The sequence below is a fragment of the Nitrosococcus wardiae genome (assembly GCF_004421105.1).
GTDB lineage: Bacteria > Pseudomonadota > Gammaproteobacteria > Nitrosococcales > Nitrosococcaceae > Nitrosococcus > Nitrosococcus wardiae.
This window is the reverse complement of sequence record NZ_CP038033.1, coordinates 3,183,560-3,208,426: the sequence shown is the minus strand read 5'-3', so window position 1 is coordinate 3,208,426 and position 24,867 is coordinate 3,183,560. Positions and strand designations below refer to the sequence as shown.

Below are 24,867 nucleotides of genomic sequence, written 5' to 3'. Positions count from 1 at the left end.
GTTTGTGGGGACTTCCCTGTCCCCTGGGGCTCCACGCCACCGGCTCGCTCCAGGAATACTGCAAAACTTTTACTGAGATACTTATTTATCCTTTAAGATAAAGTCATTATTTAGAGTAATGACAGAATAGGCAAAGCGAGCCGAATTTGCCATCTAATCAGTGTCTCATGGCATCTTAGGAGGGCGACAGGAATGAAATAGTTTGAAAACTGCCTGAGCCAATAATCCCAGGCACGTTTAAATCAGGAAATAAACTGTTCGCGAGTTTTCTGAAGCTCGACCCGTCTTTAAGGTGGCCCTTCCTAATTCAAAAACACGATCTTTTTAATCAGCAATAGCGGATCGACGGGGAGAGGCGGCTTATAGCCATGAGCGGTAGTGTTCTAAGCAGGAAGAACGTTAGTTGATGGGGAAGGGGCTGGATAAAAATGGTCCCCGGTAGAACTGAAAACTCAAACGTATAAATGAGCAAGAATTTCAGCCAAACCGGGGACTTAACATTTACCGTGTTCGGCGTAACTCCTCTGCAGTTCTTGTGCCAGTCATAGCCCTACGTGCCCTGTGAGTGGCGTAGACACTTATCGCAGCTAAGATGGCAATGATGCTGCCGAGAAAGATATCGTTCCACATGGCTGCTGTCGCATTGATTCCGGTGTAGTCCAACACGAACGGCGCGATGATCAGCCATAATCCGAGGACGATATTTGTCCATCCTACCGGTTCATACTGTAAGGGGGCATTTGTTCGGACGATGGCCAGAATAAACACGGCGATGCCCAGGATAATGTCGTTCCACAAAGCGTTTGCCATATCAGTGTAGCCTAGAGCAAACGGCGCAATGATAAGCCAAACGCCGGCAATAATATTGATGCCACTGGACCAGTGGACCTCCTCTCGGGCTTCCTCATAATTTGCGTAGGTTGTTTTAGCCATTGCCTTACCTCCACTTTAAGACTCTTTGAATTAAAGTCTAGATCTTCCGATCGAGACTTTCAAAGACATTCGTTCGGCATCAGCTAAGCACCAAATTTTTTAAGGCGCCCCGCGTGGGCTAGTGCTAATCCTAGCAAATGGATACCAGGCCGTAACCCTAGGGAACCCCGTAGACAGTGGTATTCATCAAATTGGGGCAATTTGTCACTGCGTGCGTACTGGGAGTGGATCAGTACCGGTACCGGATGCCAGCTATGCTGTGCCATCACAGCAGGGGTCGAGTGGTCTGAAGTGACCACGAATACTTCCGGATCAAGTGCTAAGATTTTTTGGAGTAAGCGATCCACTGCTTCCATGACCGCCACTTTGCCTTGAAAATCACCATCTTCTCCGCGGCTATCTGTGCCTTTAACGTGCAGGAAGTAGAAGTTGTGTTCATCTCCATAATGTTCTCCTAATGCTTCAAAAGCAGCCTCCATACTGGTGGGAGGAGCGATTAAATCCATTCCAAGCAAACGGCTGACACCACGGTACATGGGATAGCTTGCCAGGCAGAGTCCTTGCAACTGGAAACGTTCCTGGAGCGAGGGCAGGGGTTCATAACGCTCAAAGCCCCGTAGCAAAATAGCATTAGCAGGTTTTTCGTTATTTAATACTTCTTTAACTTGTTCAACAAAGGTGTTGACCAGGGTTGCGGTTTGTTGAGAATCTGCTGTTTCTGCTTCGGCTGGATGAGGGAAGACCCCTGTACGCTGGGGATCGGTATCCTGCACCTTTGCGTTTAACCCTGGACCCCGTAGAACAAATACCGCCCGGTGTTCACTAACGGTTTCAAAAAAATATTCACCCTCAAAATCTAGTCGAACTGTTTGTCGGATTGTTTCGCACAAACGTTGATTGGTTTCTGTGGCAATCCGGCCAGCGCGTCGGTCAGTGATCCGGCCTTCAGTGTCAACGGTTGCAAAATTTACCCGGGCAGCCACATCCCCTTCCTGTAAGGGGAAATCTATCCCGAGCGCAGAGAGCACGCCGCGACCGAGAGTATAGCGTAGGGGGTGATAGCCAAAAAGGGCAAGATGGCCTGGTCCACTGCCGGGGGTAATGCCTGGCCCGACAAGTTCTAAGAGGCCGCAGCTTGAGGATTGAGCTAGCTGATCTAGATTTGGTGTGTGGGCCTCTTGGTAGGCGGTTTTCCCTGTCTCAGGGTGGGGTAATCCACCTCCGCCATCGAGGATGAGGTAAACGATCCGCCCGCCGGATTGGACGAGCTTCTCCCAAACTAGAGAAATGTCCGTAGGGATTTCCGATTCCATGCCATGACCTTGAGTAGGAATTAAAAATTCTCAGAAAAAAGTTTTCTAACTTCAGTTTTTCTCGCGACACATTTGCTGATAGAGGCGTTCGATATCCTCAGTGCGGTAGAGTTCGGTGCCAGGAGTCAAAAGCGCTGCCGCTGCGGCGGCAACGCCATAGTACAAAGTATCTTTGAGGGATCGACCGCGGGCCAAATTGAAGGTAATCACAGCGACAAAGCTATCTCCTGCGCCGACTGGGCTGATGCCCTTAACTTCTGGAGGCTGAGCGCGCTGCTGTTCTTCCCGAGTGGTCAGCAAAGCCCCTTTTTCGCCTAGAGTTAAAATAACCACCTCGGCCTTCCCTTGCTCAACAAACTCTCGGGTCAGTGCGGCTTGTTCTTCCGGAGTGTCTACGGAATATCCAGTTAAGTTTTGAAACTCATGTTGATTAGGTTTGACCAGATAAACGCCTTCCTCTAGTGCAGCCTGTAAGGGGGCTCCTGAGGTATCCAGGATCAGGCGCATCTCTTGCTTTTTGGCAATTCGTGCTAGCCGAGCATACCAATTATCTGGAACTCCTGGCGGCAGGCTGCCACTGGCAACCAGGTAGGTTGGTGGGGGTTTCCATTGCTTGATTTTATCTAAACATTGCTGCCACTCTTGCTGGCTAAGTTCAGGGCCGGGTGAGACAAGGTGAAAAAGATGACCACTTGATTTTTCTAGGACAGAAAAATTCTCCCGAGTAGGGCGTTCAATAGGAATAGGATGATGTTTAATACCCGCTTGTTCGATCAGTTTCTTTAGCGTTTGCCCGGTTGGGCCACCGAGGGTATAAAGCGCAGAGACCTGGCCACCGAGTGCATGAATCCCACGGGCCACGTTAATGCCACCTCCACCAGGCTCTCGGCAAAGCGCCGTTGTCCGCAATTTACGCCCAGGGATCATTTCTTCAACCTCGGTTGAAAGATCGAGGGAGGGATTCATGGTGATGGTGATGACGGTTTCCATTACTCGCCTTGAAAGTTTTTGGCGATAAAATCCCAATTCACCCGATTCCAGAAAGCATTCAAGTACTTGGCTTTTTCATTCCGATAATCAATATAATAGGCATGCTCCCACATGTCACAAGTCATCAACACAATGCGGCCATATTGAAGTGGGTTACCGGCGTTACTCGATTGTTCCATGGAGATCACACCCTCCGTATCCTTTACCAGCCAAGTCCAGCCAGAGCCAAACAGTTGAGTAGCCTCTGCTGTAAACTTTTCTTTGAAGTTATCAAAAGAACCAAAAGTTTTATTGATGGCATCGGCGAGGGGGCCGGTGGGAGTACCACCTCCGGTGGGACTTAAACAATGCCAATAAAAAGTGTGGTTCCAGACTTGAGCAGCATTGTTAAAAATGGGGCCCGTACTAGCGGTTGCAATGATCTGCTCCAGGGTTTGATCTTCGAACTGTGTCCCTGGTATTAAACTATTTAAAGTATCCACATATTTTTTGTGGTGCTTGCCATAATGATATTCCAAAGTTTCAGCGGAAATATCCGGTTCAAGAGCATTCATCTCATAGGGAAGCGGGGGTAATTCATGTTTCATGGGGAATTTCTCCATTAAAAGGCATGTGGTTTTTACCTATAGTAAATTAATCTAGCCTATTACAAAACGGTTGCTTAACTAACTTTCTAGTATAGACAGAACGCTTTCGCTAGTCTGGATTTCTCATATACAAAATTTTATCCTGGAAGCTATCTTCTTTTATGTTTTTGCTTCAGGGGCTGAAACTTGTTAATTAAAGTTGTCCAGAAAGTACTCGCGTGGTAAGGAAAAAGCCTTCATTGCTATGATTGTAAATTTAGCCGCACTTGGACGATCTCCTCTTCGATGGGCTGGATTTCAAAACCTAGGTCTTTTGCTAGGGCCAACATCCGCTGATTGGTGCGGCGTGCATTGCCGATCAGCTCCTTAGTACCACAGGATTGGTAGTACTGGATCATCTTATCTAGCAAAAGATGGCCTAGCCCTTTGCCTTTAAGTGCCGAGTGCACAATGATTGCAAATTCTGCTTGGATGTTAAGGGGATCGGTGATTGCTCGGGCGACCCCTAGAATTTTTGGCCAATCATCTACATTTTTGGGGATAGCTAGAAAAGCCATTTCTCGGTCATAGTCGATCTGGGTATAGCGGGCCAGTTCAGAATGGGGCCATTCTTTGATCATGTCAAAAAAACGAAAGCGGATGTCTTGGGGGTCCAGCTGCTGGAGAAATTCCCGGTACTGGGGTTCATCTTCAGGGCGAATGGGACGTAGTAGTACCTTTTCTCTTTGAAAATCGCTCCATTCTTCAAGCTCTCTAGGATAAGGACGAATAGCAAGCCGTTCGGGTCCCGAGCTCTTAGCGGGTGCTATTCCCATACGCGCATCCAAGGCCAAGACTCCCTTATCATCAGCGAGGAGCGGATTGATATCGAGTTCAGTGATTTCTGGAATATCAGCTATTAGCTCTGCGATCTGGATGAGAACCCGTGCAATGGCCTCCTGATCGACAGCGGGGCGATCTCGATAACCTGCAAGTAGTTTGGCAACGCGGGTCCGGGAGATCAGTTCTTGTGCCAGGTGCATATTGAGGGGAGGCAATGCGACAGCTCGGTCTTGAATGATCTCAACGGCAGTGCCTCCTTGGCCAAATAAAATAATTGGACCAAAAATGGGGTCTGTGGTCGCACCAATCAAAAGTTCATGGGCGCCAGGACGGTGGGCCATTTCTTGTACTGTGAAACCCTCCAACTGGGCCTCAGGGCGCAATTCTTGAAGGCGGCGAAGTATCCTTTCAGCTTCCGCCTGGACAGCTTCAGGAGTTTCTAAATCTAAGACAACGCCTCCGACGTCTGATTTATGGGAAATATCTGGCGAGAGAATTTTTAGCGCTACTGGAAAACCCAGTTCTTGGGCCATCCGTTGAGCTTCTTCAGGGGTTTTTGCCACTCGGGTGGCGACGACTGGAATGCCGTAGGTCGCCAAAATCTCTTTAGCCTGGGGTTCGCTTAATAGACGGTGAGAGGAAGCGAGGACCTTTTTTATAACCTGCTGTGCTGCCTTCCGGTCGGGAGTGAATTCCTGAGAGATTGAAGGGGGCGTTTCCATTAATTGCACTTGATTGCGATGGTATTCCACCATATTCAGAAAAGCATGAACTGCTTCTTCAGGCGTTCCATAAGTAGGAATATTTGCCCTCGCAAAAATATCCCGGGCTTTTTCAACCGCCTCGCCACCTAGCCAGCAGGTGAGTACATTGCGCTTAGCTTCTTTCACGACAGTCACGATGGCTTCTGCAATATGGTCACTGGGGACGATAGCGGTAGGGGCATGAATAAGCAAAAGCGCATCAGATTGGGGATCGTTGAGCAAAATCTTTAAGGCCTTCACATAGCGTTCGGCTGGGGCATCCCCGATAATATCAACCGGGTTGCCATGGGACCAGGTGGGAGGGAGCACCTGGTCCAATTGCTGGATGGTTTTCTTGGAGAGGGTGGCGAGTTGGCCATCAGCCAAAATTACCGCATCGGTAGCCATGACGCCGGGACCGCCCCCATTGGTCAGGATGGTTAGCCGATTGCCTTGCATGGGTAAGGCCCGGGCTAAGGTTTCTACCGCACCAAACAGATTTTCAATGGTGACGACACGCAGCATGCCTGCGCGACGAATGGCAGCACTATAGACATCATCGGAACCGGCCAGGGCACCGGTATGGGAAGCTGCGGCCTGGGCCCCCTCTGGAGCGCGGCCAGATTTGACCACCAGTACCGGTTTGTTGCGTGCCGCTGCCCGGGCCGCAGACATAAATTTTCGGGCCTCTTTAATGGATTCGATATAGAGGAGAATCGCGCGCGTATTGGGCTCACCTCCCAGGTAGTCCAGTACATCCCCGAAATCAATATCCGCACTATCTCCCATGGAAATAAAATAGGAAAAGCCAATATCTTTCGATTTGGCCCAATCAAGGACCACTGTGGTGAGGGCCCCTGATTGGGAAACAAAGGCGATTTCGCCTTTCCTAGCCTGAGTATGGGCAAAACTGCCATTGAACCCCAGTAAAGGAATCATGAGACCTACGCAGTTAGGGCCTAGAATACGCAAAAGGTGAGGCCGGGCAGCTTCCAACATTTTTTGCTGGAGGTTTTGTCCCTGCTTATCTTTGGTCTGGGGCAGACCCGCAGTAAGTACAATGGCCGCCTTAGTTCCACGCTCGCCCAATTCGGTGATGAGACCTGGTACGGTGGTAGGTGGGGTACCGATGATAGCTAGATCTGGGGTCTCTGGTAAACTGGCGATATTCGGGTAGGCCAAGACTCCAGCCACGGCTCTGTATTTGGGATTGACAGGCATAATCGGGCCACCAAACCCCCCTTCTAAGAGATTGCGCATCACGGTACCGCCCACACTATGGGGTTTAGTGGATGCACCAATTACCGCTACTGACTGGGGTTGAAACAAGTGCTCAAGATTGCGAATACTCATGGCTTTTAGTAAGTCAGCAAATGCCAAAAAATAAGGAAATAAGGATTGATCCGCGGGCTCAAGGTGATATTTTCGTGAGTTTTAAAAAAGTGCCGAGTGCGATGAGCAGGGTGCTGGCACCGATAAGGATTCCGACGGGGTAATACAGATTTCCTGCAAGTTCAAGCTGGCTGTATTTGATGACCAAAATAAGTGCTTCTAGGACCAGGGCAATGCAAACTAGACCTACGAAGCGAGTAATGGTGCGTCTCAATACTGTAAATATGTTGGCTTGTTGGTTAGATACCGCGTATTCTTCACTAACCCCTACACCTAATTCAAACATTGCTAAAGAAATCACAGTCGTGTTAATAGATTGAAGGATGATTTTGATTAGTTCTTCCCCGACGAGTACTCCTTGAATGAACTGATATACAGCAAGTCCGATCAACCCCACAGAAAGACCAATAAAAATAAAGGAGAAGGTTCTACCCAGGATTAACCTATATATTCTTTCCATGGTGGTGTGCCTAAAGATCAACTAAAAATTAGCCCATTTGGTTTTAGAGCGATGCATTATTTATTTTTAAAAAATTATCCAGAGAGCTATCCTCTGATAAATTGAGAATAATCGCTAAAAAAGGGGTGAGTTGTGGGGAGCATATGGGAAAGGCCAAAATTAAAGTAATGTAGTTAATAAAATGGCGGTAATATAAGGGGGCTACCTAAGTTACTTATTTGCCATAGGTGTAGCACCTTACTGAGTGACTACTTTAGATAGCCCCCTTAAAGTAAAATTACTGTTGTTTTTCCATTCTCTCACTCTCGCTTTCAGAGGGTTGCTCTATTGTGCTCTCTTCTTGTTTGCCTGATAGAGCACCCTTTTCTCCATATTCCACGGTGCTGTCGCCGCCATGATCAAATCCCCGCATTTGCAGGGCCTTAAAGCCGCGGAATTCCTCGGAGTCAATTTTGTCGTCCTGGTTTCGGTCAAACTCTCTAAAGTATAAGGCCAGGGGATCAAAGGCTTGAGCTTCCTCTTGGCTGATGGCGTCATTGCCATCGGTATCAAGTTGAGAGAAAGAGGGTTGTTCCTTTTCCATTCTCTCCTTTTCGGTCATTGTTTTATCGGCCTCCCGTTCGGAGGGCTGCGTTTCTTGTCCTGCTGTGCTCTCCTCTGGTTCGGTCATTGTTTGGTCGGTCTGGCGTTCGGAGGGCTGTGTTTCCTGCCCTGCTGTGCTCTTCTCTTGTTTGGCTGATAGGGCGCCATGCTCTCCGTACTCCCCGGTGCTGTCGCCGCCATGATCAAATCCCCGCATTTGCAGGGCCTTAAAGCCGCGGAATTCCTCGGAGTCAATTTTGTCGTCCTGGTTTCGGTCAAACTCTCTAAAGTATAAGGCCAGGGGATCAAAGGCTTGAGCTTCCTCTTGGCTGATGGCGTCATTGCCATCGGTATCAAGTTGAGAGAAAGAGGGTTGTTCCTTTTCCATTCTCTCCTTTTCGGTCATTGTTTTATCGGCCTCCCGTTCGGAGGGCTGCGTTTCTTGTCCTGCTGTGCTCTCCTCTGGTTCGGTCATTGTTTGGTCGGTCTGGCGTTCGGAGGGCTGTGTTTCTTGCCCTGCTGTGCTCTTCTCTTGTTTGGCTGATAGGGCGCCATGCTCTCCGTACTCCCCGGTGCTGTCGCCGCCATGATCAAATCCCCGCATTTGCAGGGCCTTAAAGCCGCGGAATTCCTCGGAGTCAATTTTGTCGTCCTGGTTTCGGTCAAACTCTCTAAAGTATAAGGCCAGGGGATCAAAGGCTTGAGCTTCCTCTTGGCTGATGGCGTCATTGCCATCGGTATCAAGTTGAGAGAAAGAGGGTTGTTCCTTTTCCATTCTCTCCTTTTCGGTCATTGTTTTATCGGCCTCCCGTTCGGAGGGCTGCGTTTCTTGTCCTGCTGTGCTCTCCTCTGGTTCGGTCATTGTTTGGTCGGTCTGGCGTTCGGAGGGCTGTGTTTCCTGCCCTGCTGCGCTGCTCTCCCTGGGCGGCTGCATTGATTGCTCCGATTGGTCCTGGCAGCCAGATATTAGCAACCCTAAGAGACCTGCCAGGATAGTAATGTCTAACCTTTTAATGAGGTTCATCGCTATTTTCCTCCTTTGTTACCCGGTTATGTGTAAATATGGGTAAATAAATGGGCGAAATGTGAGGATTAGCGGCTTTAGATTGTAATTTTTGCACTCACATTTAACAGATGATGTTGTTAAGATATAGAAGATTTAACCCATAAATTCCAGGATTTTCTGGGTGATAGCTTTTTGAGAAATCCCATATCGTTCTAATAGTTCTTCTGATTTTCCAGAACGGGGTTCTTCTGTAATTGCGAGACGGTATACTGGCGTTGGGGAATTGACGGCGGCTGCCACGGCATCGCCGAGGCCTCCCTCGATCCAATGATCTTCGATGACAAATAGTGCTTGGGTCTCATGAGCCGCTTTGGACAGCGTTTCTACATCGAGTGGTTTTACCGAATAGCTGTCAATGATTCGAGTAGAGATCCCCTTTTGTTTAAGCCTATCGTAAGCGGCAAGTGCTTCATGTACGGTAATACCTGCTGTTACAAGGGTAAACTTGTCCTCTTTTGAAGTACGTAAGATTTTGCTTCCTCCGATGGGAAATTTTTCATCAGTGGTATAGATTACAGGGGTTTTGGGACGGGTTGTGCGAATGTAAACAATTCCTTGGGTTTGTGTTGCCTGTGCGGTCAAACGCTCAGCGCTGACACCATCACAGGGGTACAGAACCGTGCTGCCAGAGACAGCTCGAAACATGGCTAGATCTTCCAATCCCATCTGGGAGGGACCGTCCTCGCCAATGGAAACGCCGGCATGGCTGCCACAAAAAATGAGATGTGGCGGTCGGCTATGACCAGCCATCCGGATAAAATCGTAGGCCCGGGTCAGAAAACAAGCGAAGCTGGCGGCGCAGGAGATTTTGCCACAAACTGCTAGCCCGAGGGCGGTGCCTACCATATTCTGTTCGGCAATATAGCTTTCGAAAAATCGATTGGGATATTCTTCGGAAAAATATTCGGTTCGGGTAGAATTTTTGACATCGCCATCTAAGACCACAAGCTCGGGAAGAAAGTCTCCTAGTTTTTTCAGCGCCTTGCCAAAGGCATCCCTTGTGGCGATTTCATCTCCTATAGAATAGCCAATGGAGAGCGCAGGTGCTGGTTTTCTTTGAGGGGGGATGTAGGTTCCTATACGTCGAGGTTCCACTATCACGTTAGCTTGATTTTCTCCTAGTTCTGCCAGGGCCTTTTCCATGCTTGCTGGGTCCAAGGCTTTGCCATGCCAACCATCTTTACCTTCCAGGAAAGAAACGCCTTTGCCTTTCTCAGTCTTTGCAATAATGGCAGTTGGCCCTGTTTTTTTAGCTTGCTCAAAGGCGTTGAGGATGGCCGCTAGATCATGACCATCAATTTCTATGGTTTCCCAGCCAAAGGATTGAAAACGATGGGCAAACACAGGGGTATCGTGCTGGTAGGGCGCAGGACCGCTTTGAGCTAGGGCGTTGACATCCACAATAGCCACCAAATCAGAGAGCTTGTTCAAGGAAGCAAATTGGGCAGCTTCCCAAACGGATCCTTCTGAGCATTCTCCATCCCCAAGCAGGCAATAGACCCGGGCATGGATGTTATCTAAACGGTTGGCTAAGGCGATTCCGTTTGCCGCAGCTAGACCCTGACCTAGGGATCCGGTGGCTACCTTAATCCAGGGGTTATTCGGGGTAGGGTGGCCTTCCAGAGTACTATCCAGCTTACGAAGAGAGAGGGGATCTTCGTCAATGGCTTTGGCTTCCCATAGGGCCGCCCAAAGAATCGGTGCGGCATGGCCTTTAGAAAGGATAAAGGTATCCACATTACGAGCTTTGGGGGCCCTGGGATCCCAGTGCATTTCATGGAAAAACAAGGCAGCGACAATCTCTGCACAGGAGAGGCAAGAGGTAGGATGGCCTGATCCGGCATCGGTAGTCATCTGGATAACGAGGCGGCGGAGTTGTTGAGCTACTTCTTGTAGGGGTTTCACCTGTTGGCGGTTTCTGCGTTGTTGGCACTTGGTACCCAATGCTTCTAAGAGCGCATCGTAGGGTTCGATAAATTTTTGGATGCCTTCATTTTCTAGTTGTGACGCGACGAAGTGAAAATCAATCCCTATTTTCTCCAGCTCAGTAATGATTTTTTGAGCTTCTTCTATATTTTCCTCGACTGTTTCTTTAACCCTACCATGGTCGGCAAAGGCCTCAATGGTGTCTTCCGGCATGGTATTAATGGTGTGGGGGCCAATCAAAGGCTCAATATACATAACGTCCCGGTAGGCGGGATTTTTGGTGTTGGTACTGGCCCAGAGCATTCGCTGCATTTGGGCTCCCTTAGCCTCCAAGGCTTGCCAGCAATCACTTTGGAGAATTTGCTTAAAATGCTGGTAGGCCAGCTTGGCATTGGCAATGGCCACCTTACCTTGCAAGTCCTCCGGATGGGGCTCTAAATGAGATCGTCCTGGTAGAGGAATGCGATGGCTTAGGAGTTGGTCTACTAACACATCAATCCGGCTCAGGAAGAAGCTAGCCACAGAGGCAATATGAGCCACTGGCTTTCCTGCTTCCAGGCGTCGCTCCAGTGCTTTGAGATAGGCCTGGGCCACGGCTTGGTAGCGTTCGATGGAAAACAGGAGGGTGATATTGATATTGATCCCTTCGAATAACAATTCTTCAATCGCCGGAATACCAGCGGTGGTAGCGGGAATTTTGATGAGCAAATTAGGCCGATCCACAATTTGCCATAACCGTCGCGCTTCCTGGAGGGACCCTTGAGTGTCATGGGCGAGATGGGGAGAGACTTCAAGGCTGACGAATCCGTCTTGGCCTTTTAGTTCGTCGTAAAGCGGGCGAAGAATATCGCAGGCATCTCGAATATCGGTGGTAACAAGCGCTTCATAAATCTCGATATTGGAGCGATCTTCTGCGATCAGGGTTTCAATTTGGGCATCGTAATCATCACTTTTAGCAATGGCTTCATGGAAAATCTTAGGGTTGGAAGTGACGCCACGTAAACCTTGTTTATCAACACGGCGCTTTAAATTTCCACTTATTATCATATGCCGGGTGAGATTATCAATCCAGTAACCTTGTCCAAATTTGAGCAACCTTAAAAGTGGATTCATGTGTTATTCCCCTCTTTTTCTGTAGGATAATGTTCCGATTGGTTGATTATGTGGATGAGCGCATCAATACTGAAAATCCATACTAAGGCGACTAAGAACCCTCCCAGGATATCGGAAGGATAATGGACTTGTAGGTAGAGCCTTGAAGTGGATACACATAGGACAAGTATGATTAAGAGTATAGCTGTTGGCCATTGCCAGCGAGGATGAAGTCGGTGAATGATAAGGAAGGCGGAAAGGGCAAAGGCGGTAATCTGGGCGGTATGCCCACTAGGAAAGGCGAATCCACCGTACTCTTCTAGAGGCAGAAATAAGAGCGGTCGCTCCCGGACTATTAAGACTTTTAGGGCCAGGTTTATAAGGCTGGCCCCGCCAAAACCAATGCCCATAAGGATGGCTTCCGGATAATGGCGGCGGTAAATCAGAATACCAATAATGGCCATGCTAAGGGGTAGAAGAAAAAATTTTGAGCCCGCCCAAGTTATCCAGAGAAAAAATTCATCTAGTACCAGTGTGCGGTGTTCAGAAAGTAAAGTGAGGATCGCTGTATCAAACCAGAGCTCTCCATGCTGATGGACTTGTTGTGCAAGGGCGATAAAAAGCCCTATGCCCCCTATAATCACTACGCTGTAACCTAGCATAGTTGCTGAGAAATAGCATTGAATTGATGTATTAAGGATTTGGATTGATTTTTTCATGGGAATCTCACTGTCATCATTGAGGTATTTCTACCTATTTTTTGAAGTGTTTTTAGCCCACTTTCATAGTTATTACCGGTAATAAAAAATAGCTTCCTGTGGGCTCTAGTAAACTCTCTTCCTGTTGGCTTTACTTAAAGAAACGCTGGCGTAGAAATGATGTTTTCCAAGTTCTAAGGAGTTTAATGATGGAAAGACCCTCTATTACGTTTAATAGATCTAGTGCAGTATTATTATTGGTGGATATCCAACCAGATTTCCTACCCGGAGGAGCATTGCCTGTAGCAGAAGGTGACCAGATTATCGAGCCGGTGAGCATGCTGATGGAAGCAAATAAATTCTGCCATTATGTGGCAACTCAAGATTGGCATCCATCCGGTCATATCTCTTTTGCCAGCAGTCATCCAGGGCGTAAACTTATGGAGACTATTGAGATCGATAATCATCCCCAGACCCTGTGGCCGGATCATTGCATTCAGGGAACGCCAGGGGCTGAACTCCATGGAGGCCTACCCTGGGAAAAGGTGGCGGCTATCATACGCAAGGGGATAGATCCAGAAAGTGATTCTTACAGCGGATTTCGTAATAACTGGAACCCCGCGGGTGAACGCCCTCACACCGGATTAGCCGGTTATTTGAGAGAACGGGGCATGGAAGAAATATTTATCTGCGGTCTTGCCCGCGACATTTGTGTCAAATGGACCGCGGAAGATGGTGCCGCGGCCGGTTTTAATGTTTACGTGCTTTGGGATCTTACCCGTGCCGTAGAGCCTTCCTCCGATGACCAGGTACGCCAGGACCTGATAGCCAGCGATGTTAAGATTATTGATTCGGCTCAGCTGAGTTAAGTCCCCAATTAGAGGAAGCTGTTTTGCGGGTTTTTCCGGCAAGGGGTTTATTCAGAAATATCCACTATGGTCACCTTAGCCGTACGGGTTTTTCCCTCCCGTAGTAGCGTCAATTGCGCTTTTTTGCCAATGCCTATTTCTGCCAATGCCGCAGCCAGTTCCGGTACCGATCTTATTCTCCGATTATTAACGTGGGTAATAATATCTCCCAGTTCACCGGTGGATAAATTCATTCCTTTTAGTCCAGCTTTATCTGCCGGTGAGCCAGGTATTACTTCGGCGACAATGACTCCTTGAATCTCGAGACGGGCGGCAGTCTCCTCTGGTAAGGCAGCGATACCGATGCCAGGGCGTGGGACTCTACCTTCTTTAATCAGTTGTGGCACTACCCGATTAACAATATCAATCGGAACAGCAAAGCCAACACCCGCAAAAGAGCCGGTCCCAGAGATAATGGCAGTAGTGACCCCAATCAGACGGCCTGCCGAATCCAGTAGTGGGCCTCCTGAATTTCCTGGGTTGATAGCCGCATCGGTTTGAATAACTCCTTGGATCTCTCGACCTGAGGCGGTTGGTAAGCGCCGATCGAGGGCACTAATAATTCCTTTGGTAAGAGTCCGGCTCAGACCGAAGGGGTTACCGATGGCATAGGCGAATTGGCCAACCTGCAAGTTTTCAGAATTCCCAATAGGAATAGGTGAGAAGGTGCGTTGGGGGCGTAAAATATGGAGCACTGCCAAATCATAGTCTGGTGCTGAACCCAGAATCCTTGCTTCTAATAATTCTTCAGAACCAAAACGAACCCCCATCCTTTGGGCGCCTTTGACAACATGGTGATTGGTAACAATATGCCCTGCTTTATCCCAGACAAAACCTGAACCGGTCCCGACTTGGGTTGGGCCAGGAGCAAAGGGAAAGAAACCACCCTCTCGCCTTTCCGTCATAATAAAAGCGACCGAAGGAGAAGTGCGCTTAAAAATTTCGGTGGTAGTTTGTTCAGTTTCGGTCAGGGGGGCCCGCGGGGCTACTGGATGAGGTTCGGCAGTGTATCTAGAAAGAGTTAGGTAAACATAGTCATATCCGATCCATAAGGTTAGTAATATCAAGCACCAAAGGATAATTATTCGGGTAAAACGTTTGTTCATGTGGCCATTCTTTTTAGTTGGCTCTGCCCCGACGGCATTGCTAAGAGCTTGTTGGAGAATTCCCTATTATGGGTAGGATGGGTTGAGTGCAACGAAACCTACCGCCGTTTGCTGTTCCATTTTGATAATGCGCATCACCGTACTCTGCACACCCTATAACATTTTCCCAATCGTTTTTAAGAAAGCTTATAAGTAATTAAAAATAAAAAGCTATTAAAGAATAGGTTTAGCATTTCTGAGGCTATCTTTCAAATTCAGCGTTGAAGCAGTGTAGTTCCTAAGTTCAATGAATTCATCGATCCTGGTGGTTACAATATGCTAAGTTTATAATGAATGGAGCTAAAAAATTGTTTGTAACAAAATTTTGGCCAGCGTGGAGTGGCAGTGATTTTCTTATTTCTGAATTTCTGATAGGAGTTGCTTATGAGTAATGGAAAGCAATCCTACCCACCTCAAGCAGAGCCATCCCTGAACTGGCGTTATCTGCTTTGGATGATTTTGGTGATAATTTTTCTCATGTACTGGTTGGGTAGTGCTAATCGCCAAGCCGCAGCTGAGATCACCTACACAGAGTTCAAGCAGGTATTACGCCAAGGACAGATCGCAGAAGTTACCCTTGAGGGACAACAGATTTCGGGAGCCTATACCGAAGCCTATAAGAATGCCCAGGAAGAAGGTGAGGGAAAGGGAGTGAAGAAATTTTCCACGACGAGGCCACCCTTTGAGGACCCAGAATTGATGGATTTGCTGGAACAACAAGGGGTTACAGTGCGCGCGGAGAGCCAAAAAACTTCCTTGTGGGCACAGGCCATAATTGGAATGTTGCCCTGGCTCTTAATCTTGGGGCTGATTTTCTATGCTTCCTATAGGATGCAGCAACGGATGATGGGAGGAGGGGGGCGAGGCGGTCCCTTTGGTTTTGGCAAGGCTCCAGTCAAACGTTTTCGTGAGGGGAGTACAGGCATCACCTTTGAGGATGTGGCTGGGGTGGAAAATGCTAAGCGCGATCTTCACGAAATTGTCGATTACCTGAAAGATCCGCGGCGATTCGAAGAAGTAGGCGCCAAAATCCCTAAAGGTATTCTTCTCATGGGCCCCCCAGGAACGGGAAAAACTCTCTTGGCCAAGGCAGTCGCCGGTGAAGCGGGAGTGCCCTTTTACAGCATCAGCGGCTCAGACTTTATAGAGATGTTTGTGGGGGTAGGGGCTGCCCGAGTGCGCGACATGTTTAAAGCTGCCAAAGAAGAGGCCCCCTCCATTTTATTTATTGATGAAATTGACTCTGTGGGGCGAGCACGGGGAACAGGATTAGGGGGTGGCCATGATGAACGGGAGCAGACCTTAAATCAAATATTAGGTGAGATGGATGGTTTTGCAGCCCAGGAGAATGTGGTGGTCTTAGCCGCTACTAACCGTCCTGACGTCCTGGATCCAGCCTTGCTTAGACCAGGACGGTTTGACCGTAAAGTCATTCTTGAACTTCCCGATAAAAAAGCCCGCCAAAAAGTTCTGGAAGTCCATGCCAAGGAGGTGCCTCTAGCTGAAGATGTGGATTTGGAAGTTATCGCTAAGCGCACGGTAGGCTTTTCTGGCGCCGATCTTGCCAACCTAGTGAATGAGGCTGCTTTGCTGACTGCGCGGGAGCGGAAGAGAAAAGTAGATATGGACATGCTGAATCTTGCTAGGGATAAAATTGTATTAGGTGCCGAACGAGAGACAATATTGAGCGAGGAGGAGAAAAAACTCGTTGCTTATCATGAATCAGGTCATGCACTGATGGCCTGGTTATTGCCAGAGGCCGATCCCCTGGATAAGGTAACGATTATCCCCCATGGTATGGCCTTAGGAGCCACGGAACAGGTTCCGGAAGAAGAACGTCACAACCTGAAACGCAGCTATTTGCTTGACCGTCTTGGAGTGATGTTGGGGGGACGGGTAGCGGAGAAAACTATTTTTGGTGATGTAACATCAGGCGCTGAATCTGATCTTAAACAAGCCACTCAGCTAGCACGCCGCATGGTTTGTCAATGGGGAATGAGCGACAAACTGGGAGCAGCGGCTTTTCGTCGTGGCGAGGAGCATGTTTTTCTTGGCCGGGAACTGGCCCAGCAACGGGATTTTAGTGAGCAGACAGCGCAACTCATTGATGATGAAATTCGGCACATCCTAGATGAAGTAGAAAAAAAGACCGACAATTTGATGCAAAAACACCGTGATAAGTTAGAGGCACTAGCTAAGGCACTTATCGAAACGGAGACTCTTGAGGCCAATAAAATAGAAAAAATTCTTAAGGAAGTTGATACACGAGGGCAGAGCCGAGGTGAGGCTTTTGCGACTAGTACAGGATGAATTGACTTGTAAAACTCTAGACTTAATTCTGGTATAAGGGAGGTGTTTTCCCTCCCTTTTTAATTAAAAAAATTGACTACTTTATTTTGGTCTTCCTCTCTGCCTGTATCCCTAATAAGATTAAGGCGATTATAAAGTGTTTTTAAACTAATACCCAGGCATTGTGCTGTTTTCTTCTTATCGCCTTTAAAGTGCTCTAGGGTAGCGAGTATGAGGTTCTTTTCTACTTCTTCGATAGGTAAGCCTACTAGGGAGTGGACAAAATTTTCCTGGTAGCTGTTATTATCCTGTAATGGTCTCTTGTAAAAATCCTTATCACTTATCTCATCATCTGCCAAAATAAAAGCATGGTGAATAGCATGCCGTAATTCTCGTATGTTCCCAGGCCAGCTGTTTCTAGAAATGTATTGTAAGGCATCATTTGTGAATCGCTTTTTCTCTTTATAAGATTCATTAAAATGATCAAGAAAATATTGTGCGAGTAATATAATGTCTTCATCTCGCTCACGTAACGGAGGAAGATGGATTGGGAATTCTGTTAATCGGAAGAATAGATCGTGACGCAATTTACCTGCTTCGACCGCTTGCCATGGATCAATATTCGTGGCGGCAATAAATCGTATATCTGTTTTAACTTCCTGATAGCCTCCCACCCGTATGAACGTGGCTGTTTCCAAAGTACGTAACAGGTAAACTTGAAAGTTAGCTGGCATTTCTGTAATTTCATCGAGGAAAAGAGTCCCGCCGTTAGCACGCTCAAGGTATCCGTGATGCTGGCGGACAGCTCCTGTGAAGCTGCCTCTTTCATGGCCAAATAACTCGGTGTTCAATAAGTCGCCGGATAAGGCACCACAATTCACTGGAAGAAAGGGGCCTTTATGCCGATTGCTGAGACTATGTATCGCCCGTGCAACTAGCTCTTTTCCTGTACCACTCTCACCATATAGCAATACTGTTGCATCCAAAGGTGCGACCTTCTTTATAGCTTTGCATAAACTGCGCACCCCTTTTGATGTTCCTACTATGTGTTTGATTCCACTATGTTTCATTGTAAACCAGGTGTCTGTAGATGGATATTTTGGGAGTAAATGGGATTGATCCCCACAGTTCGTCTATAATAAATAGGCTTACCGGATCAGAAATAAATGTAGGCTGTATGATTAAAATATTAGGGAGTGCGGTCCAGAAGTAAATAAGGGTTTCCCCCAAGTATGGGGTAGAAGAGGTTCTCTTCGATATCTACTTTTGAAGTAGAGAGGGGTTATTCTACTGTCTCCTCTGGGCTTCAATTCCATTAATATAGAGAAAAAGCATGTGGAGACAATAACTCTGCTTTATTAGATAATAGGCTTGGGGGTGGGCGAAATTGAACTAATGACTTAGTCCTTATTTTCTCTTTAGAGGTAAGAGTTGTTGAAGAGGTAAGAGCTGTTGAAAAGGTTTGATATTGGCGCAGGGCATGCAGAGCGTAGCAATGCATGGCAAAAAAACAAAGGGATCCATAGAAAAAAATGATGTATTCCCTCCCTACTGGCGCCCCGTGGGTTCCTCTGTACTCAACCCATCCTAGTCGCAAAGGGATTCTCCCACATCCTTGTGGAGATAGAGAGACTGCGGGTGGAATAATAACAGCTCACTATAATAATAATAAAACAAGCAATATAATAAAAATAAGCGTTAATATTCCACTCGGATAATAGCCCCAACCTCTACTATAAGGCCAGCTAGGGAGAGTGCCTACAATCAATAGTATAACCAATATTAATAATAAAGTTTCCATTTAAATAGCCTTTTCCTCTAAAAAATAATCATTTGAAAATATAGTATAGATAGTCTATAAAGAAAGTAAAATAGGAAGTTGCAAAGTAATTTATATCATTCGTTAAGAGAGTTTACAAAGGAGACAAAATTATGCCTGTTAACTGGGATCAGATTGAGGGGAACTGGAAACAATTCAGAGGAAAGATTAGGCAGAAGTGGGGTCAATTAACCGATGATGAGATTGATGAAATTGAAGGTAATCGAGAGCGTCTTATAGGTAAGCTACAAGAGCGTTATGGAATTGAAAGGGAAGAAGCAGAACAACAATTAAAAGATTTTGAGAGCCGGATGTAGACTGTAATAGAAGGCGATGCTTAGCTATTAAAGCTAATTTTTATGGCGGCGTAATGCCGCCTTTTTTGTTGAAGTGGGTTTTGTGCGACTTCCTTGTCACACAATTAATCTTTAAAAATAAAGAAATTTAGTTAATCAGGATAGTTTCCTCTTTCACGCGCCGTGTCTTTCTCCTGCTGACGCATAGATTCTCCTCCCATGCCTCCTTCCTGAGGATGCATAGATTTTTCTCCTTCCATCCTTTCAAAGGCACTAAATTCAGATCTGTCAATCGTCTGATCGCTATTCCTATCAGCCTCGTCGAATTTAGAGCCTAATGTGTGCCAATTTTCGGCTTCCTCTTCACTAATAGAACCATCTTGGTTTTGGTCTAGTTCTGAGAATGATTTTGATTGCTGTGTAGACCCCTGGCCTTCTTCCATGCCCCGTTGCTGGGTTTGCTGACCAGCCGAGAATGCTGTGTTTGCTAGCATAAGGGATAGAGCAGCGGCAGAAATGGAAATAAGATTAAGTAAATTTTTCCTATTCATGGTTTTACTCCTCTTTAGAGATAGAGATTACGTTATGCAACCATAATTTTTAGGTTACATTTACCTTACTGAGCTTCAGGTTTTTCGATTTTTTTGCTCTCGAAAGCACTGAACTCAGTCACTTGCGCTTCTGTGGGCCAGTTATCTTCGTTAAAAGTAGGTGCATCAGACAACTGCTCTTTAGTTATATCCATGTTCAGGATATAATGATCTTCTTCGGGAGATGGCTGCAGTACTTTCCAGGAAACAGCAGTCATTTTTGTTCCTAGATTGAGTAATCCTCCCCCATGGGATAAGACTGCATACTTTATCTGGCCCGATTCATCAATAACTAATTCTTTTATTTCTCCTACGTTTTCGTCCTTCCGGTTTTTTACTGATTTTCCAAGCAATTGATCTGCCTTATAGGCATTTTTCGGTAACGGTTTTTCAGGAGCTTGCTCCTGTGTATTGGTTTCCTGTTGTTCCTGCAAATCCTGATTTGCGGATAGAACTTTTCCTGACAAGGTTATGGATAAGGCAATGCCAGATACAAAAATGATGGCTTTGCCCGGTGGTTTGATATTTAAAATTGACTTATTCATAAATTATTTCTCTTAACTTGATTGCTATTCAAAGTTTGTTTTACTTGAATAATTAGCAAAAACGGTGCCATTTCCAGGAAAGGCTAATTGCGCCTTATTGGAAGTTTATAAGGGCTTGATGTTTTTGGCTTTGCGGAATTATGGGTAGGCTAAACTTACAATATTCTTATTCCGTTGTATTGTAACTGGGTATATAACTTAGCAATTTTTACAAATCTAAGCCCATGAGAATTTAAGGGTTTAAAAATTATGGCTATTTATTGAAGTATCTTTGGGAAACTGTGTTTCTGCTATAAATTGATAAGCTCTTCTGTGAGTGGAGGCTGAAAAGCACTACATTTAAAGCTATTTATTGTATGGTCCCTATAAAGTGATAAATTAATTATGTACGAAGGAAGGTTATATTTCTATGCACTCGCGGCTAGCAGTAGTCGTTAATATGTCCTCTGGACAGGGGTTATCTTTATCTTCCCCTTCTTCCCAAGCGAGTTTGCAGAAGCTGTTTGCTATACACCACTTAGAAGCTGAGTTTTATTGGGTGGATCTTGAGCAGTTGACAGAGGTGTTGAATGAGGTTTGTCGTCGGAAATTTACGACCGTCGTTGTTGGGGGTGGTGATGGAACGCTTAGAACAGCAGCGAGTGTTCTTTCCCAGACTTCTATAACCCTTGGAATACTACCATTAGGGACGTTTAATAATTTTGCCCGTACTTTAGGAATTCCTCTCATATTAGACGAGGCGGTTAAGGTCATTGCAAAAGACGCTCGGACACTCGTTGATGTGGCTGAAGTCAATGGATATACTTTTATCAATAATGCCTCAGTGGGAATCTACGTCCGTGCAGTGCGCTTGCGTGAGATGCTAAGGCGCCGATTGGGATTATCCAAGATGCCGGCAATGGTTTATGCTATTTTGGCCGTACTGTGGCGTTTTCCTCGCCTCGATCTACAATTGGCCTCTCTGCCAACAGGGTTCCAATCGGTTCGGGTGCCCTTTGTGTTTGTTGGTAATAATCCTTATACCTCTAAACCCTTGCCTTTGGTCCGGGAGAATGGTTTATCGCAGGGTTGCCTCAGCGTCTTATTTACCCCTGGAGTGGGTCGGAAAAGCCTTATCATGATGGTGACAAAGGCGTTGCTTCGTCCCATTCAGCAAGATCCGGCTTTTGAAGAGCGCTATGTACAAGAACTTATCATTAGAAGAGCTAAACGACGATTATATGTAGCCCTGGATGGAGAGGTTGTTGCTTTACGTTCCCCACTCGTTTTTCGTACACGGCCGCAAGCACTCCAGGTCATTGGAGCAGAATTCCATTCCTAACCAATTGAATCCGTTCTTCAATAGCCTCATCGGTCTTTTCCGCCGTATCCCTTACAACTAATCCTTGCATTGATAGGGGTGCTTGATTATATAACTAGATCAGCAAATCACTTATTAGTGAGCGCTGATGGAGGATTTAAAGCCCCTATACCAGTACGCCATTTATAGTATCTGGGGTTTTACAGGTGTATATTCCAAGAAATGAAAGCTATTATTGAGGAACTAGTGATGTGGTTAGATGATAGAGAGGTTGCGCTTGATGAAGTTATCCTTAAATGCAAGGATATTGAGCGTGATTACAAAAAAGTGTCGAGTCTTACTGATGATCTTCTTTTGCTCCATCTTTTTGAGGAGTTGGCTGAACAACGGAAAAATTGGGTAGCACGCTTGGAGTCGCATATACGTAAGCTGGGGGGGTTGCCGAGCGACATAGATCCGGAGAAGCAAGTATTAGAAGAAATTATTACACATACAAAAGTAGCTTTATCTGATGATGAACATAATATTTTATTAGATGAGCGGCAAAAGGAGGAAGAAGAATTAAAGAAACTTGTGAAACTAGCATTGAAGCAGAAGATCCCAGATAAGACAAGGTCTTTATTACGGCATATTGAAGAAGAGATAGAAATAACACAAAAACGTTTGCTTGAAATTCGTTCAAGAAGCTAAGAAGCTGCTGGAAAACCCCTTGGCTATAAGCGCTATATCTCCTAATGCTAGAGAGTGGTTAGAACAACCTCTTTAAAACTAATAAGATATTAAATCCTTAAAGCGCAGGGACTTCCCTAAATAAGTTGTTGAAAAAGTTTCCCAACAGCTTCTAAGTATAGCCCATTTACCTGATGATATTTTCTTACTTAATGAGAAGACCCTGAATCTAAGGGGTTAAAGTCTGCCCAGTTCTTTTGAAACCTACTTCCTATTTTATTGAATTTAGTTTTTATCTAAAGATGTCGTTTCATAGCGACATAATTGGTGATTTTTTTTTATTGCCTTATTTGTAATTTATTGATTTTAATAAGAATGAATGCGGCATCTCTTTTGCATTGAAATCATTAACGAGGCATTGTTGGTGAATGCATTTATTAAAGAATTAGTCCCAATTAGGTAGGAGGTTTTGCATGGGTATGAAGGATCAATGCTTAGGGAGTGCTATCAAAGGCCCTGGCAAGCCACTGCTAGAGCTTCATGATGTTATTCAAAAGGCGAGCGTCTTTATTGTCCATCATGATGAAAAAGAGAGCTATGCACTGCGTCGGATGATCGCCTCGACAGAATGGGAGATTGAAACCTATTTTTCGGCTGAATCCTTTTTGGATGAATTTGATCCTGCGCGTCCAGGGTGCCTGCTACTTGATGTCCACGTACCTAAAATGGGTGGCTTATTACTTCAGAAACAATTGCGAGAAATGAACAGCTTTTTGCCTATTATCTTTATTTCCTCCCATGGAACAGTCCCAGAGGCGGTAGAAGCTATCCATGGAGGAGCTGCCGATTTTCTTACAAAACCTTGGCAAGAATCAGTACTACTGAAGCGCCTCTGGACATGCCTGGAAAGAGACCAGCATGTTCGAGAGCACCAAAGAAGGCAGGAAGAAGTTATTGCACGGATGGCCCGATTAACTCCACGTGAAAGGGAGATCATGGAGTTGGTGGTGAAGGGACGAATGAATAAGGTGATTGCTTTCGAACTAGGGATTAGCCTTAAAACAGTTGAAAATCACCGGTCGCAAGTAATGAAAAAACTTCAAGCCAAAACTCAGGCCGATCTGATTCGCTTGGCTTTATTATGTTCAAATGTAGTGGAACATTGAATTAAAATATTTGAGCCAAGCTAATAGGAGAGTACTAAAACAAAGTAGTATGGAAGTGATTCACCAGGGCAAATTTCGGTTGAACCGAAATTTGCCCTGGTGAATGGAATATTTGCTATTCAGACATATCCATATAAGTAATCTTCAATTTCCCTATAGTGGCGGAGAGCGCCGCCGTCCTAGAAGCAAAAATACTACAAACAAAATAATTCCTACAATAAATAAGATCCAAGCAATTTCTACGGCAATTCCAGCTATTCCTGTGAATCCTAGAAGCGCTGCTACGATTGCTACGACTAAAAAAGTTATTGCCCAACCAAGCATTTTATTCCTCCTATTACGGATTATTGTTTAAATTTAAGTATAGAAGGAAAAAAATATTTTTTTTAAATTTTTGATTAAATATCTCAGTAAAAGTTTTGAAGTATTCCTGGAGCGAGCCGGTGGCGTGGAGCCAGGGGACAGGGAAGTCCCCCCACCGATTCGCCGGGAGCGAATCGGGACATCCGCAGGAGGCCCCTCAGGGGGCGCGCCAGGGAGGGCGCGCATTAAACCCTTTTTCCAGGGAGGAAAAACGGGTTTGCGGAACACCACCAGCTTGCTCCTAAAACACCTCATTCATAGGTACTTAAAAAATATTTTTTCTTGGAGTTAAGACTCGGAACGACGATTAGAAGCCTGCCAATCCAATTTATCTTTCAGCCCCGTAAATATTCACTTGCTTGTGCCGCTATCCATTAGCAGGAGTTGGAGTAATTAATACCTCCGTAGTATACTGGTTAGAAAAAATCAAGAAATAAAACGTAATTCTTTGATAAATTTATATAAACCAAACAATTATATTTAATCTTTAGAGAGTTGTTAATAAAATGTGGGTTGGGCTGACTTTTAAGGTGTTTTTGTTATATAAGTTATTGATTATTTATTCATAATAATGCTGAAATCTGTCCCAACCAGAATTGTGAGGAGAAAATTAATATGAAGCGCTTTTTTATCGGGCTTGCTGTGATTTTATGGTTGGGTGTCCCGGTTCATCATATAGCAGCTAATGAATTTGATACCATAGTCTCCATGCAAGGAAAAGATTCTGCTACCTATTATATTCAAGGAAATATTAATGGTTATGGATCAGTGGAGTTTATGGTGGATACTGGTTCAGGTTATCTCACAATTAATGAAGACACGCTTGCCGTGCTTAAGCAGGAGAAACGCATCCGTTACGTGAAAGATCTAAGGGGTATTTTAGCAGATGGTAGAGAAATGATAGTGCCGGTGTATTCGGTCAGTGCTATCCGTCTGGGGGAAAATTGCTGGCTTCGAGATATTGAAGCTGCGGTATTCCCAGGAAGAACACGCCATATTTTAGGATTAAGCGCCCTTCAACGGGCAGCTCCTTTCATTTTTTCGGTTGATCCACCTCAATTAGTGCTAAGCCACTGTGATAGTGCACCTGATAATATCTTATCTAAAACAAGTGATTTTTCTACGGCAAAATAAAATATAAAAGATATAATTGCTTGAATTTCAAGGTTGTCA

The 24,867-nt window shown here is 45.8% G+C and carries 22 protein-coding genes; 7 read left to right on the top strand and 15 right to left on the bottom strand.

The window, feature by feature from the left end; translation table 11 throughout:
• Positions 1 to 501 precede the first annotated feature (501 nt).
• The 9 genes from E3U44_RS15180 to E3U44_RS15135 all read right to left on the bottom strand — a co-directional run bounded on the left by E3U44_RS15180 (position 502) and on the right by E3U44_RS15135 (position 12,625).
• Positions 502 to 933 carry an SPW repeat protein gene (locus E3U44_RS15180; RefSeq protein WP_134358958.1) on the bottom strand — a complete coding sequence of 144 codons (432 nt, stop codon included), beginning with the start codon at positions 931 to 933 and terminating at the stop codon, positions 502 to 504.
• 83 nt (positions 934 to 1,016) lie between these two features.
• On the bottom strand, positions 1,017 to 2,246 hold the full coding sequence (locus E3U44_RS15175) for a 2,3-bisphosphoglycerate-independent phosphoglycerate mutase (protein WP_134358957.1): 1,230 nt from the start codon (positions 2,244 to 2,246) through the stop codon (positions 1,017 to 1,019).
• 51 nt (positions 2,247 to 2,297) lie between these two features.
• Positions 2,298 to 3,236: a 1-phosphofructokinase family hexose kinase gene (locus tag E3U44_RS15170; protein ID WP_134358956.1), complete on the bottom strand. Its 939-nt coding sequence runs from the start codon at positions 3,234 to 3,236 to the stop codon at positions 2,298 to 2,300.
• Positions 3,236 to 3,823 carry a superoxide dismutase gene (locus E3U44_RS15165; protein WP_134358955.1) on the bottom strand — a complete coding sequence of 196 codons (588 nt, stop codon included), beginning with the start codon at positions 3,821 to 3,823 and terminating at the stop codon, positions 3,236 to 3,238. Before E3U44_RS15165 ends, E3U44_RS15170 begins: the two co-directional genes overlap by 1 nt.
• A 242-nt stretch (positions 3,824 to 4,065) precedes the next feature.
• A complete protein-coding gene (locus tag E3U44_RS15160) occupies positions 4,066 to 6,741 on the bottom strand; it encodes a bifunctional acetate--CoA ligase family protein/GNAT family N-acetyltransferase (RefSeq protein ID WP_134358954.1) in 2,676 nt (891 codons plus the stop codon).
• Between the two features lie 58 nt (positions 6,742 to 6,799).
• On the bottom strand, positions 6,800 to 7,240 hold the full coding sequence (locus tag E3U44_RS15155) for a hypothetical protein (protein WP_134358953.1): 441 nt from the start codon (positions 7,238 to 7,240) through the stop codon (positions 6,800 to 6,802).
• Between the two features lie 277 nt (positions 7,241 to 7,517).
• Positions 7,518 to 8,846 carry an EF-hand domain-containing protein gene (locus tag E3U44_RS19385; protein ID WP_166805093.1) on the bottom strand — a complete coding sequence of 443 codons (1,329 nt, stop codon included), beginning with the start codon at positions 8,844 to 8,846 and terminating at the stop codon, positions 7,518 to 7,520.
• A gap of 135 nt (positions 8,847 to 8,981) precedes the next feature.
• Positions 8,982 to 11,927, bottom strand: a complete 2,946-nt coding sequence (locus E3U44_RS15140; protein WP_134358952.1) for a transketolase — start codon at positions 11,925 to 11,927, stop codon at positions 8,982 to 8,984.
• On the bottom strand, positions 11,924 to 12,625 hold the full coding sequence (locus E3U44_RS15135) for a phosphatase PAP2 family protein (RefSeq protein WP_134358951.1): 702 nt from the start codon (positions 12,623 to 12,625) through the stop codon (positions 11,924 to 11,926). The genes E3U44_RS15140 and E3U44_RS15135 overlap by 4 nt, the downstream gene beginning before the upstream one ends.
• A gap of 188 nt (positions 12,626 to 12,813) precedes the next feature.
• On the opposite strand from E3U44_RS15135, the gene E3U44_RS15130 reads away from it, so the two are divergent.
• Positions 12,814 to 13,473 (top strand): nicotinamidase, encoded by a 660-nt coding sequence (locus E3U44_RS15130; protein WP_134359869.1) that lies wholly within the window; start codon positions 12,814 to 12,816, stop codon positions 13,471 to 13,473.
• Positions 13,474 to 13,520: 47 nt separating this feature from the next.
• Here E3U44_RS15130 and E3U44_RS15125 read toward each other — a convergent pair whose 3' ends face one another.
• Complete coding sequence (locus tag E3U44_RS15125; protein ID WP_134358950.1) at positions 13,521 to 14,618, bottom strand: S1C family serine protease; 1,098 nt, start codon at positions 14,616 to 14,618, stop codon at positions 13,521 to 13,523.
• 423 nt (positions 14,619 to 15,041) lie between these two features.
• On the opposite strand from E3U44_RS15125, the gene ftsH reads away from it, so the two are divergent.
• A complete protein-coding gene (gene ftsH, locus E3U44_RS15120; RefSeq protein ID WP_134358949.1) occupies positions 15,042 to 16,967 on the top strand; it encodes an ATP-dependent zinc metalloprotease FtsH in 1,926 nt (641 codons plus the stop codon).
• A gap of 59 nt (positions 16,968 to 17,026) precedes the next feature.
• Here ftsH and E3U44_RS15115 read toward each other — a convergent pair whose 3' ends face one another.
• Together E3U44_RS15115 and E3U44_RS15110 are read right to left on the bottom strand one after the other, a co-directional pair.
• Positions 17,027 to 18,016, bottom strand: a complete 990-nt coding sequence (locus tag E3U44_RS15115; RefSeq protein WP_134358948.1) for a sigma-54 interaction domain-containing protein — start codon at positions 18,014 to 18,016, stop codon at positions 17,027 to 17,029.
• A 587-nt stretch (positions 18,017 to 18,603) separates the two neighbouring features.
• Positions 18,604 to 18,747 (bottom strand): DUF3309 family protein, encoded by a 144-nt coding sequence (locus tag E3U44_RS15110; RefSeq protein ID WP_134358947.1) that lies wholly within the window; start codon positions 18,745 to 18,747, stop codon positions 18,604 to 18,606.
• A gap of 131 nt (positions 18,748 to 18,878) precedes the next feature.
• On the opposite strand from E3U44_RS15110, the gene E3U44_RS15105 reads away from it, so the two are divergent.
• Positions 18,879 to 19,082 (top strand): CsbD family protein, encoded by a 204-nt coding sequence (locus E3U44_RS15105; protein ID WP_134358946.1) that lies wholly within the window; start codon positions 18,879 to 18,881, stop codon positions 19,080 to 19,082.
• A gap of 131 nt (positions 19,083 to 19,213) precedes the next feature.
• Here the strand turns inward: E3U44_RS15105 and E3U44_RS15100 are convergent, their stop codons facing one another.
• Both E3U44_RS15100 and E3U44_RS15095 read right to left on the bottom strand, forming a co-directional pair.
• Positions 19,214 to 19,612 (bottom strand): EF-hand domain-containing protein, encoded by a 399-nt coding sequence (locus E3U44_RS15100; RefSeq protein WP_134358945.1) that lies wholly within the window; start codon positions 19,610 to 19,612, stop codon positions 19,214 to 19,216.
• Positions 19,613 to 19,677: 65 nt separating this feature from the next.
• Positions 19,678 to 20,196: a PRC-barrel domain-containing protein gene (locus E3U44_RS15095; protein ID WP_134358944.1), complete on the bottom strand. Its 519-nt coding sequence runs from the start codon at positions 20,194 to 20,196 to the stop codon at positions 19,678 to 19,680.
• Between the two features lie 409 nt (positions 20,197 to 20,605).
• On the opposite strand from E3U44_RS15095, the gene E3U44_RS15090 reads away from it, so the two are divergent.
• From E3U44_RS15090 to E3U44_RS20420, 3 genes are all read left to right on the top strand, one after another.
• Positions 20,606 to 21,517, top strand: coding sequence for a diacylglycerol/lipid kinase family protein (locus E3U44_RS15090; protein WP_134358943.1), 912 nt, complete (start codon positions 20,606 to 20,608; stop codon positions 21,515 to 21,517).
• A 201-nt stretch (positions 21,518 to 21,718) separates the two neighbouring features.
• Positions 21,719 to 22,186, top strand: coding sequence for a DUF2383 domain-containing protein (locus tag E3U44_RS15085; protein WP_240761548.1), 468 nt, complete (start codon positions 21,719 to 21,721; stop codon positions 22,184 to 22,186).
• A gap of 452 nt (positions 22,187 to 22,638) precedes the next feature.
• The gene (locus E3U44_RS20420) at positions 22,639 to 23,331 is read left to right on the top strand and encodes a response regulator transcription factor (protein WP_134358942.1); all 693 of its coding nucleotides are present in this window, start codon (positions 22,639 to 22,641) and stop codon (positions 23,329 to 23,331) included.
• Positions 23,332 to 23,484: 153 nt separating this feature from the next.
• Here the strand turns inward: E3U44_RS20420 and E3U44_RS15075 are convergent, their stop codons facing one another.
• The gene (locus tag E3U44_RS15075) at positions 23,485 to 23,655 is read right to left on the bottom strand and encodes a DUF1328 domain-containing protein (protein ID WP_134358941.1); all 171 of its coding nucleotides are present in this window, start codon (positions 23,653 to 23,655) and stop codon (positions 23,485 to 23,487) included.
• Positions 23,656 to 24,309: 654 nt separating this feature from the next.
• On the opposite strand from E3U44_RS15075, the gene E3U44_RS15070 reads away from it, so the two are divergent.
• Entirely contained in the window at positions 24,310 to 24,828 is a 519-nt protein-coding gene (locus E3U44_RS15070) for a retropepsin-like aspartic protease (protein WP_134358940.1), read from the top strand.
• Positions 24,829 to 24,867 lie beyond the last annotated feature (39 nt).